10 protein-coding genes are annotated in these 11,780 nt (G+C 68.8%); all 10 read left to right on the top strand.

What is annotated here, in order from left to right:
- Positions 1 to 221 precede the first annotated feature (221 nt).
- Entirely contained in the window at positions 222 to 1,679 is a 1,458-nt protein-coding gene (locus DFQ14_RS22280) for a hypothetical protein (protein WP_179951528.1), read from the top strand.
- 29 nt (positions 1,680 to 1,708) lie between these two features.
- Positions 1,709 to 2,692, top strand: a complete 984-nt coding sequence (locus DFQ14_RS09620) for an HAD-IIA family hydrolase (RefSeq protein ID WP_338072595.1) — start codon at positions 1,709 to 1,711, stop codon at positions 2,690 to 2,692.
- Between the two features lie 196 nt (positions 2,693 to 2,888).
- Complete coding sequence (locus DFQ14_RS09615) at positions 2,889 to 3,077, top strand: hypothetical protein (protein ID WP_114452827.1); 189 nt, start codon at positions 2,889 to 2,891, stop codon at positions 3,075 to 3,077.
- Between the two features lie 4 nt (positions 3,078 to 3,081).
- Entirely contained in the window at positions 3,082 to 3,957 is an 876-nt protein-coding gene (locus tag DFQ14_RS09610; protein ID WP_114452826.1) for a TlyA family RNA methyltransferase, read from the top strand.
- Positions 3,954 to 4,847, top strand: a complete 894-nt coding sequence (locus tag DFQ14_RS09605; protein ID WP_114452825.1) for an NAD kinase — start codon at positions 3,954 to 3,956, stop codon at positions 4,845 to 4,847. Before DFQ14_RS09610 ends, DFQ14_RS09605 begins: the two co-directional genes overlap by 4 nt.
- A gap of 77 nt (positions 4,848 to 4,924) precedes the next feature.
- Positions 4,925 to 6,751 (top strand): DNA repair protein RecN, encoded by a 1,827-nt coding sequence (gene recN / locus DFQ14_RS09600; RefSeq protein ID WP_114452824.1) that lies wholly within the window; start codon positions 4,925 to 4,927, stop codon positions 6,749 to 6,751.
- A 100-nt stretch (positions 6,752 to 6,851) separates the two neighbouring features.
- Complete coding sequence (gene steA / locus DFQ14_RS09595; RefSeq protein WP_114452823.1) at positions 6,852 to 8,036, top strand: putative cytokinetic ring protein SteA; 1,185 nt, start codon at positions 6,852 to 6,854, stop codon at positions 8,034 to 8,036.
- Positions 8,033 to 8,971, top strand: a complete 939-nt coding sequence (locus DFQ14_RS09590; protein WP_114452822.1) for a copper transporter — start codon at positions 8,033 to 8,035, stop codon at positions 8,969 to 8,971. The genes steA and DFQ14_RS09590 overlap by 4 nt, the downstream gene beginning before the upstream one ends.
- A gap of 322 nt (positions 8,972 to 9,293) precedes the next feature.
- Positions 9,294 to 11,000 (top strand): CTP synthase, encoded by a 1,707-nt coding sequence (locus tag DFQ14_RS09585; protein WP_420810146.1) that lies wholly within the window; start codon positions 9,294 to 9,296, stop codon positions 10,998 to 11,000.
- 45 nt (positions 11,001 to 11,045) lie between these two features.
- Entirely contained in the window at positions 11,046 to 11,735 is a 690-nt protein-coding gene (locus DFQ14_RS09580; RefSeq protein ID WP_114452884.1) for an NUDIX domain-containing protein, read from the top strand.
- The last annotated feature ends 45 nt before the right edge of the window (positions 11,736 to 11,780 follow it).

Here is an 11,780-nt window from a genome sequence, read left to right as displayed (position 1 = left end):
CAGCGCCGATGGTACTGCACCCCCGCGGGTGTGGGAGAGTAGGACACCGCCGACCCCCACCTCTTCGAGAGAGTGTGTGCCCCCAACCCCCACCCCGGGGATTGGGGGCACACCCATCACCACCCCCACCACCACGGCTGATCACCTCCCACGGCGACACGCCCACGAACCATTGCGGACTAAGCTGGGGGTAGTCCGTTTTCACCGTCGCAGGAGGTCTGGTGTCCGGTTTCGAGGACAAGTACGGCGATGATCGCCGCGGGTCCGGTAGCAGCCGAGGAGGCCCGGAAGGACACCGCTCCCGCAACCGCAATGCCGGAGAGCCGGGTGTGGGGCGTGATCACGGTGGTGATCGACGCTCTGGTGGCCGCTATCCGAAGCGGCGAAACGAGCGAAAGCCGTCCGGTGGTTCTCAGGGTGAAGGCCAACGCGGGCAGACCCGTGGCGGGCGAGGGCCACGGCCCGATGGCGACGACTCCCGCCGCACCCCGTCCCGGCGTACGCAGGGAGGGGAGAACCGAAGCAGCGGGCGGACAGGCGGCCGCAAGGGTGGCGGTGACCGCACCGACCGCCGCGGCTACTCCGACGGAAAAGAACACCGGGAACGTCCTCGTGGAGAGGATCGCCGCTCCGGTGGCGCTTCTTCGGACAGGTCCACGCAGCGAGGATCCACTCGTGGAGGGCGACGAGACGAGCAGCGGGATCGCAAGCGGCCGGACACGGGCCCGGGCAAGGCCCGGCACCACGGCAAGCGCGACGATGAACGCTCGACGAAGCAGGCGAAGGCGCGGGATCGGCGCGAGAAGAACGAGTCCGCCGAGACACCGCCACGGCCCCAGGAGCCGGAACTTCCCGAAGACGTGCAGCCCTCGGAGTTGCACGGGGATGTCCGCAGGGAACTCCGCGGTCTCCCCAAGGCACTGGCGGATCAGGTGGCCGGCCACCTGGTTGCCGCGGGCACGCTGATGGAGTCGGACCCGCAGCAAGCGCTGACACACGCCCGCTTCGCACGTCGCCGTGCCGCCCGAGTGGCAGCGGTGCGGGAGGCCAACGGACTCACGGCTTACCACGCCGGGGAGTGGAGCGAGGCATTGACCGAGCTGCGCGCTGCTCGTCGGATGTCCGGTGGTGCCGGACACATGGCGATCATGGCCGACTGTGAGCGTGCGCTGGGACGTTCGCAGCGAGCAGTGGAACTGAGCCGCAGCCCGGAAGCCGCGGAACTCGATGCCTGGCAGGCGGCCGAGCTGCGCATCGTCGTGGCCGGAGCGCGCCGCGATCTCGGACAGATCGATGCTTCCGTGGTCGGTTTGCAGACCCCGGACCTCGATCCGCAGCGCCAGGATCCGTGGAGTGCCCGACTGTTCTACGCCTATGCCGACAATTTGCTCGCGGCCGGCCGGGTGGAAGAGGCGTTCACGTGGTTCGTGCACGCGGCACACGCGGACGACGAGGGCGAGACCGACGCCCCGGAGCGGCTCGACGAATTGGTCGTGCGACTCGGTGGGCCCGATGCGGCCGAGGAACTCGTCGCGGAAGCCGAGTCCCGGGCCTCTGCGGGCACGGCTGTCCAGGGCTCCGAGGAGCCGTGGAACACGCAGAGCGGTGTGCTCGACGACGACTCCGCCCGAGGTGAGGACCACGACGGTGGTGATGAGGGGGGCTTCAGGGCATCGTGACGGCCCCACTCGTCGATCATCATGACGCCGTGCTGCTGGATCTGGATGGCACGGTCTACCGGGGCAGTCGGCTGGTGCGCGGGGCGAAAGAAGCGATCGACGAAGTGCACCGGCGCAAGGTCGCCCTGCGCTACGTGACGAACAATGCCTCCAAACCTCCTCGGGCGGTCGTCGAGCATCTCGGCGGTCTCGGGTTGTGTACGGACACCACCGAGATCAGTACGAGCGCCCAGGCCGCGGCCGAGGTCCTGGCCGAGCGCCTGCCTTCCGAGGCGCGCGTGCTGGTGGTGGGGACGGATGCTCTGGCGGCCGAGATCGAAGCGGTCGACCTGCGACCGGTCCGGCGCAGTGCGGACGCGCCGGCTGCGGTGGTCCAGGGACATTCGCCCGATACGGGGTGGATCGATCTCGCCGAAGCGTGCCTGGCGATCGACGGCGGAGCCGTGTGGGTGGCCTGCAACAGTGACGCGACATTACCGGCCGAACGGGGCGAGCTCCCCGGAAACGGTGCGATGGTGGCCGCACTGCAGACGGCGACCGGCCGAACTCCGCACGTGGCGGGCAAGCCACAGCCGCCGCTGCTGCGCCGTGCGGTCGACTCCGCGCGGGCGAGCCGGCCGCTGATGGTGGGCGACCGGCTGGAGACCGACATCGCAGGCGGGGTACGAGCGGCCATACCGTCGCTGATGGTGCTGTCCGGAGTCGGTACTCCGGAGGAGGTGTTGAGTGCCCCCGCCGAGCTCCGCCCGGACTACGTCTCGGAGGATGTGACCGCACTGCACCGCCCTCCTGCGGATTCGCTGATCACCGAGCAGTCCTCGTTCGCGGTCCGCGTGGAGGATTCGACGCTGGTGTTGGCGGCCCGTGGCGAGGGTGTCGGGGACCTTCCCGACAGCCTGTCCGCGCTTCGGGCCCTGTGCGCGGCGTGGTGGCCCATCGGCTCGGGACCGGTGCGGGTTCGGGGGGACGATGATCAGGCCGAAACGGCGCTGACCCGGCTGGGATTGGCATGAGAGAGACCGATCGGCGCGCAGCGCACCGTGGACTGCGCGATGGTGGTGTTCGGCGACGGAGTGGCATGTCCGATAGCGTGGACCGTGTCGTCGCGCATCGTTCGATCGGCGTGGCCGATGGAAGTGAGAGACAATGACCTCGCCAGGTCAGCACAGTAGTAATGCACCGGTACCGGATTCGGGGGGATCTGCCGGGGTGGGCGGCTCGCAGGAGCGCAATCCCACCGAGCAGGCCATCGAGCAGGCACTCGCTCGGCTCGACAACCTGGCCGACATTCCCGTCTCCGAGCACGTCGAGCGGTTCGACGCCGTGCACACCGCACTGACGGAGGCGTTGAGCACGGCCGAGAACATGCTGTCCGGTCCGAGCAGCAACGGGAGTTGACGCGGTGCCACGGAAGGCGCGGCTGGACGCGGAACTCGTTCGCCGGGGACTCGCACGCTCACGGGAGCAGGCATCGGAATTGATCGCCGCAGGTCGGGTGAGTGTGCGTGGCATGGTCGCCGCCAAGCCGGCAACCGCGGTGGAGACCGACGTGGCGGTCGTTGTTGCCGATGATGTCGAGGATCCCGGCTGGTCGTCTCGCGGCGCCCACAAACTGCTGGGGGCGTTGGAGGCCTTCGAGCCCGGTGGACTCGCCATCGCCGGCCGCCGTTGCCTCGACGCCGGTGCTTCCACCGGTGGATTCACCGACGTGCTGGTGCGGCGCGGAGCACGAGAGGTCGTGGCCGTGGATGTCGGCTACGGTCAGCTCGACTGGAAGCTGCAGACCGATGAGCGGGTGCGGATATACGACCGCACCAACGTGCGTGCCCTGTCGGCCGAGGACATCGGTGGGCCCGTCGATCTCGTCGTGGCCGACCTGTCCTTCATCTCGCTGCGGCTCGTCCTGCCCGCGTTGCTGGCGTGTACGAACGACAGTGCCGATCTCGTCGTCATGGTCAAGCCGCAGTTCGAGGTCGGTAAGCAACGACTCGGTTCCGGTGGTGTCGTCCGTGACGCGGGACTGCGCGCCGAAGCCGTGCTCGAGGTGGCCAACGCCGCCGCCGACGGTGGTCTCGGACTGCGCGGCGTGGTCGCCAGCCCCCTGCCGGGACCGTCCGGCAATGTCGAATACTTCCTGTGGCTGCACGGTCGCGAGCACGGTGACCTGCCCGATCCCGAAGCCGTGGTCATGGACGCCGTTCGTCGGGGCCCGCAGGCGCCTGCCGGGAACGGTGCTGGACGTGGCGGAGATCGGCAACGCCAAGGGGGTGCCGGGTGACCCGAGAGGTACTGCTGGTGATACACACGGGCAGGCAGTACAACCTGGGTACGGCCGAGAAGGTCGCCGGGCAGCTCATCGGTGCCGGAATGCGCGTGCGGGTGCTGGCAGAAGAAGCCCCCGAGCTCAGTCCCGAGTGCTATACGCAGGTGGTGGCGCCGGGACCACAGGCCGCCGACGGTACCGAACTCGTCCTCGTGCTGGGCGGTGACGGAACTCTGCTGCGTGCCGCGGAACTGGCCCGGATGGCCGGAGTGCCGGTGTTCGGAGTCAATCTCGGCCGCGTGGGTTTTCTGGCCGGAGCGGACTTCGAGGCGCTCGACGACGCGGTCGAGGCGGTGATCGAGGGGCGCTACCACGTCGAGGAGCGCATGACCATCGACGTCACCGCCCGGCTGGACAACGAAGTGCTGGCCACCACGTGGGCGCTCAACGAAGCCAGCGTGGAAAAGAGCAGTCGGGAACGCATCCTGGATGTGGTCGTGGAGGTCGACGGCCATCCCGTGTCCGCGTTCGGCTGCGACGGGGTCCTGTGTTCCACTCCCACCGGTTCCACCGCGTACGCGTTTTCCGCCGGGGGACCGGTGGTCTGGCCGAGGGTGCAGGCTCTGCTGGTCGTTCCGAGCAACGCGCACGCGTTGTTCGCTCGTCCCCTGGTGGTTGCGCAGGATTCCCTGCTGGCTCTGGAAGTCGATCAGAACGGGCACGAGGCGGTCCTGTGCTGCGACGGGCAGCGGCACTTCGCTCTTCCCCCGGGAGCTCGGGTGGAGGTCGTGGCGGGGACGAGCCCGCTCAGGCTCGTGCGGCTGCACGACACGTCGTTCACCGACCGGCTGGTGCGCAAGTTCGAGTTGCCGGTGCAGGGATGGCGCGGACCGGTCACCGGTTGAACGCTCCCTTGGGGTTGAGCGTTCTGACCGGCCTGGCGGGAAGCCACCGGTTGAGTCCGGCCGCTAGGGTGCGGACTGTGTTGGCGGAGATGCACATCCAGGGCTTGGGCGTGATCGATGACGCCACGCTCGACCTGCACCCCGGCCTGACCGTGGTGACCGGTGAGACCGGTGCCGGGAAGACGATGGTGGTCACGGGACTTCACCTGCTCGGAGGGGGCAGGGCGGACAGTTCACGGGTCCGTTCGGGCGCAGCGCGTGCGGTGGTGGAAGGACGGTTCGAGACAGCGGAGGACTCGCCTGCGGCCGAGGTGGCCGCGGACGCGGGAGCCGACCTGGACGACGACAACGGACTGATTGCCGTACGCAGTGTCAGCGCGGATGGGCGTTCGCGCGCGCACCTGGGCGGGCGTTCGGTGCCCAACGCGGTGCTGTCCGAACTGGCGGAGCAGGCGCTGGCCGTGCATGGTCAGAACGATCAGCTTCGCCTGCTGCGCTCCGCCGAGCAGCGGGCGGTCCTGGATCGTTTCGCCGGTTCCGATGTCGCCGGCCCGCTGGCGGAGTACCGCCGGGTTCGTGCCGAGTGGGCGGATACGGTTCGAGAGCTGACCGAGCGTACGGAGCGTTCCCGCGAGCTGGCCAGGGAAGCCGACCTGCTGCGGCACGGGTTGTCGGAAATCGCAGCGGTCGCGCCCGAGCGAGGCGAGGACGCCGCTCTGGTCGAGGAGGCGCGCAGGCTGGCCGATGCCGATCAACTGCGCGACACCGCCACGGGAGCCCAGACCGCCGTGAGCGGCCTCGCGGAGGCGGATCCCGACTCGGTCAGCGCGCTCGGGCTGGTCGGTGAGGCACGCCGCCTCCTCGGCGGTACCGAGGACCCCGTGCTGCGGGATCTCGAGTCGCGGCTGGCGGAGTCGGCTGCCGTACTCGCCGATGTCGGTGCCGAGCTGAGCGGTTACTTGGACCGATTGGATGCCGATCCGGCACGCCTGGAGCAGGTACTGGCTCGGCAGGCCGAGTTGAAGCAGCTCACGAAGAAGTACGCGGCCGATGTCGACGGGGTGCTGGCCTGGGCCGCCGACGCCGAGGAGCAGCTTGCCGGAATGGACACCTCGGAGGAGGCTCTGGCGGCCCTGGCCGCACGGCGTGACGAGCTGGCGGCCGAACTCGCCGGGCATGCTCAGGACGTCTCCGATGCTCGCCTGCGGGCAGCCACCGAGCTGGCCGCGGCGGTGACCGAGGAACTCGCCGGGTTGGCGATGGCTCAGGCCGAACTCGACGTCGTGGTTCACCCCAGGGAGACCGACGAGTCCGATCCTGCGGCATTGACCGTGCGGGGGCGGAGGTTGCACGCCGGTCCCGAGGGGGTGGACGAGGTCGAGTTGCGGCTGATCGCGCATTCCGGCGCGCCACCGCTGCCGATCCACAAGGGTGCTTCCGGGGGTGAGCTGTCCCGGGTGATGCTCGGCCTGGAGGTGGTGCTCGCCGACGCCGACACGGTGCCGACCCTGGTCTTCGACGAGGTCGACGCCGGAGTCGGCGGCCGGGCCGCGGTGGAGATCGGCCGACGTCTTGCCCGGTTGGCCCGGACGCACCAGGTGATCGTCGTGACACACCTTCCGCAGGTGGCTGCGTATGCCGATCGTCACCTGGTGGTCGACAAGGGATCCGGTGAGGGCGGACTGACCCGCAGCGACGTGCGCATGGTCGCCGATGAGGAACGAGTGGTGGAACTGGCCCGGATGCTGGCGGGACTCGAATCCACCGAAACCGGGCGGGCCCACGCGGAGGAACTGCTCGAAACGGCCCTTGCCCACAAGGCCGAGCGGCAGGTGTCGGGCCGGACCGATCAGGACGGTAAGCGATCCGGTGGCGCAGCGGCAGGCCGGCGGAGACGTTCCTGATCGCGGACACCCTCTGCGGTGCCTGTGCAAGGGTGCGAACGGAGCAATGTTCTCGGCGTGGCGGAGCAGCATTCGGTGATCGCTTTGTCACCATCGGTGTATGAAGATCAGTGGTCTGCTCGGTAGTCGGGATGCGAGTCTGCCCGGCGTGGTCGGCACTGCCCGGGTCCAGCGGCGGTCCGGCGATCTGCTGCACAGACTCGGCGCCGGCGACATCGCCGTGCTCGATCAGGCGGACCTGGATCGCCGGACCGCGGAATCTCTGGTCGCCGCCGGTGTCGCCGGGGTCGTCAATGCCGCCCCCTCGATCTCGGGGCGGTTCCCGAATCTGGGCCCCGAAGTTCTGGTTTCGGCGGGCATCTCCTTGATCGACGGAGTCGGCGTGCAGGCTCTGCGCGAGATCAAGGACGGCGCCAGGATCCGCTTGTACGGCGGCAGCGTGTTCGTCGGGGACCGGGAAGTAGCAGGCGGGACCGAGCAGGACGCCGACTCGGTGGCCGACCTGATGATCGAGGCGAAGGCCGGCATGTCGGCGCAACTGGAGGCGTTCTCGGCGAACACGATCGAGTTCCTGCGCCGGGAGCGCATGCTCGTACTCGACGGGGTCGGGGTGCCCGAGCCCGCGGTGTCGATGGAGGGCAGGCACGTCCTCGTCGTGACAGCGGGCTACGGACACACCGATGATCTCGAGCGGCTCAAGCGCTACATCCGGGAGTATCGCCCGGTTCTGGTCGGAGTGGAGGCCGGGGCCGAGTCGATGTTCAAGGCCGGATACAGCCCCGATGTGATCGTCGGTGACCCCCGGGGCATCGGCACCGAGACACTCAAGAGCGGAACGGAAGTGGTCGTTCCCGCCCATGTCGACGGCCATGCGCCGGGGTTGGAGCGGATTCAGGACCTCGGTATCGGTGCGGTGACGTTTCCCGCCTCCGGCAACCCGGAGGATCTCGCCTTGTTGCTTGCCGACACGCACGGGGCCGAGTTGGTCGTCACGGTCGGTTTTCAGGCCACATTGCGCGAGTTTCTCGACCGGGGACGCTCGGGATCGAACCCCTCCACCTTCCTCACCCGGCTACGCCTCGGGGGGAAACTCGTCGACGGTAGCGCCGTTGTGGCCCTGCAGCGCCGCAGCGTGCCCACCGGTGCGGTGTTCGCCCTGATCGCGGCGGTGATCGCGGTGGCCGTCGTGGCACTGGCGGTCTCCGGTCTGGGGGCGTCGTATTTCGATGTGGTCGCCGATACCGGCCGTGTTGTTCTCGACTACCTCGGAGGGGTGCTCCCATGATCTCGTTGCGCTACCACACCGTGTCGATCGCGGCGGTGTTCTTGGCACTGGCAACAGGTGTGCTGCTCGGGTCCACCTCGGTGAGCGAACACCTGCTGTCCCGGCTCGGCAATGAACGGGATTCGTTGCGAAACCGGGTGGAGAACCTGCATGCCGAGCGCAATGCCCTCCGGAGCAAGGTCGAGAACGCTCACCGTTTCGGCACAGCGATCGGGCCACTGGTGGTGCAGGGACAGCTCGATCGGCACAGCGTCGTGCTCGTCACGACTCCGGAGGTGAGTGCGCAGGACCGGGAAGCCATGGCCGGAATGCTCGGAGCGGCCGGTGCGGATGTGACCGGGACGGTGCGGCTCACCGAACGCTTCACCGACCCCGAACGGGCCGGGCAGTTGCGGGATGTGCTCACGCGCCTGTTGCCTGCCGGTGTGCAACTTCCGGTCGCTTCGGCCCCGGGAACACTGGCGGGTGGTTTTCTCGGGCCCGTGACACTGCTGGATCCGCGGACCGGCGAGGCCAGGGTTTCCGCTGCCGAACGAGCGGCGGCGTTCGGAGGACTGAGCGAAGGCGGGTTCGTCCGGGTGTCCGAAGAGCTACGGCCCGCCGAACTGGCGGTGGTGTTGACGGGTGACCGGGCACACGGCGACAACGGCACGTCCCCGGCGGCGATGATCGCCAGGTTCACGGCTCAGATGGATCGTTCGGGAGCGGGTGCGGTCCTGGCCGGGTGGAGCGGTTCGGCTGCGGGAAGCGGTGCGGTGCAAGCAGCACGCTCGGATTCGGGGATCTCCTCGGCCGTGTCGACTGTGGACAACGCTGACGTCGCAGCGGGGCGGGTGGCCACCGTGCTGGCCCTCCGCGAACAGCTCGAGGATCGAACCGGTCATTACGGGGTCGGCGGGAACGCGCAGGGCCCTGTCCCGCGTCCGCAGGGGTGACCGCCGTGCGGTGCGGTCCCGTCGCGCCCGCCGCGTGCCCGGCCGGGGATCCGCCGGATGACTGCCGGGAGAGAGCCACGTGTCGCCGTCGGTGTTTCCTCCTCGCAGGGGTGCCGGAAGTCGGTCGGCACGACATGACCGAATGGCGGATTGACCTGTGAAGGACTCCCATCCTCATCGAGGACGCCAACCTGCGTTCGTGCGGAGGCGTGGGATAGACTGGAGTCCCGTGGGAGCGGCGGCGCCGTGAGAGTGCGGCAGCCGTCCTGCCAGCGCACAATCATCAGCCCGGCGACGGCGTTGACCACGGGGAGCCTTTTTGGTGCCGCAAGCACGCACGATCAAGCACGTGTTCGTTACAGGGGGCGTGGCCTCCTCACTCGGTAAGGGTCTCACTGCTTCCAGTCTGGGGGAACTGTTGACCTCCCGCGGCCTGCGGGTGACGATGCAGAAGCTCGACCCCTACCTCAATGTGGACCCGGGGACGATGAACCCGTTCCAGCACGGTGAGGTGTTCGTCACCGAGGACGGAGCCGAAACCGACCTGGATATCGGCCATTACGAGCGGTTTCTGGATCGTGCCCTGACTCGCAATGCCAACATCACCACCGGCCAGGTGTACTCCGCGGTGATTGCCAAAGAGCGCCGGGGCGAGTATCTCGGCGACACCGTCCAGGTGATCCCCCACATCACCGACCAGATCAAGGGCCGGGTCCGGGCCATGGCCGAGCCGGACGAGGACGGGCGGACCCCGGACGTCGTGATCACCGAGGTCGGCGGCACCATCGGCGACATCGAGTCGCTGCCGTTCCTGGAAGCGTGCCGGCAGCTCCGGCACGATGTCGGGCGCGACAACTGCTTCTTCCTGCACGTGTCCCTGGTGCCGTACCTGGCCCCCTCCGGGGAGCTGAAGACGAAGCCCACCCAGCACTCGGTCAAGGAACTGCGCAACATCGGCATCCAGCCGGATGCCCTGGTCTGCCGGGCCGATCGGGACCTTCCCGAGGAACTCAAGAGCAAGATCGCGTTGATGTGCGACGTCGATTCCGATGGTGTGGTGGCCTGCCCGGACGCCCCGTCGATCTACGACATCCCGCGTGTGCTGCACTCGGAGGGGCTTGACGCCTACCTCGTGCGGCGGCTGGGTTTGCCGTTTCGCGACGTGGACTGGTCGGTATGGGGGGACCTGCTCGATCGTGTACATCAGCCCACCGAGCAGGTGCGGATCGCGCTGGTCGGCAAGTACGTCGATCTGCCCGACGCCTACCTGTCGGTGACCGAGGCTCTCCGGGCCGGTGGGTTCGCGCACCACGCGAAGGTGGAACTCAAATGGGTGCCCTCGGATTTGTGTGAAACCGAGGCGGGAGCAGCGCACGCGCTTTCCGGCATGGACGGAGTGCTGATTCCCGGAGGCTTCGGGGTGCGCGGCATCGAGGGCAAGGTGGGCGCCACCCACTACGCCCGGACCCACGGAATCCCGTTGCTGGGGCTGTGTCTCGGCCTGCAGTGCATGGTGATCGAAGCAGCACGCAATCTGGCGAGTCTGGAGCGGGCGAATTCCACCGAGTTCGAGGAGCCCTGCCAGCATCCGGTGATCAGCACCATGGCCGACCAGCACGCTGTCGTCTCCGGTGACCGGGACATGGGAGGCACCATGCGGCTCGGTTCGTACCCGGCCCACCTGCGCGAGGGTTCGATCGTGGCGGAGGCGTACGGGACCACGGAGGTGGCCGAGCGCCATCGCCACCGCTACGAGGTGAACAACGAGTACCGGGAACGCCTGACCAAGGCGGGCCTCGTGTTTTCCGGCACCTCCCCGGACGAGCGCCTGGTCGAATTCCTCGAACTGGCACGGGAGGACCATCCGTTCTTCGTCGGCACCCAGGCTCATCCGGAACTCACCAGCAGGCCGACCCGGCCGCACCCGCTGTTCGCGGCCTTCGTCCGGGCAGCGCTGGATTACCGGGCGGCCGAACGGTTGCCCGTCGAGCTCCCCGCCGGAATGCACGCCTCGGCCGCGAGCGTGTGATCACCGACAGCGTTTCGATCACGTCCTAGAGTGGGCGCTGTGCAGATGAGCGGAAACGCCGACGGCGGCGGCGAGGTGGCCCGTACCCACGGGCGGCACGAGTTCGCGACGGTGTCCAGCACCGATGTTCATGTGGGCAGAATCTTCGCGGTGCGAGCCGATGAGGTCCGCATGCCGGGGGACACCACCTCGCGGCGCGAGGTGGTGGAACACCCGGGAGCGGTGGCCGTGGTCGCGATCGACGACGCGGGACGGGTGGTGCTGGTTCACCAGTACCGGTACCCGCTCGGCCGCAGGCTGTGGGAGCTTCCGGCGGGCCTGCTGGATGTGGCCGGTGAGGATCCGCTGTCCACCGCGCAACGCGAACTCGCCGAGGAAGCCGGCATCGCCGCCGAGCAGTGGTCGGTGCTGGTCGACGTCGCCTCATCGCCGGGGTTCACCGACGAGTCCGTGCGAGTGTTCCTGGCGCGGGGCCTGTTCGACGCCGAGCGGCCCTGCGCGGGGGCGAACGAGGAAGCCGATCTCGTGCTCGATCGGACTCCGTTGAGCGAGGCCGTGAACATGGTGTTCTCCGGTGAGATCGTCAACGCTCCCGCCGTGTCCGGTCTGCTGGCAGCCCAGAGCGTCAGTGGGGGATTCGCGCAGCCCCGCGCACCGCAGGCGCCGTGGCGGGACCGGCCCCGGCGGTTTTCCGCTCGCTTCGGCGACCGGGCGGGGGGAGAGCCGGCGGGGTAGCCGCCCGCAGCGTCCGACAGGCGATCATCGTGGCCGTGTCCGACC

The sequence above is a fragment of the Halopolyspora algeriensis genome, from assembly GCF_003337235.1.
GTDB classification, from domain to species: domain Bacteria; phylum Actinomycetota; class Actinomycetes; order Mycobacteriales; family Pseudonocardiaceae; genus Haloactinomyces; species Haloactinomyces algeriensis.
The sequence above is the reverse complement of the archived record's forward strand: the minus strand, read 5'-3'. Positions and strand labels throughout refer to the sequence as shown.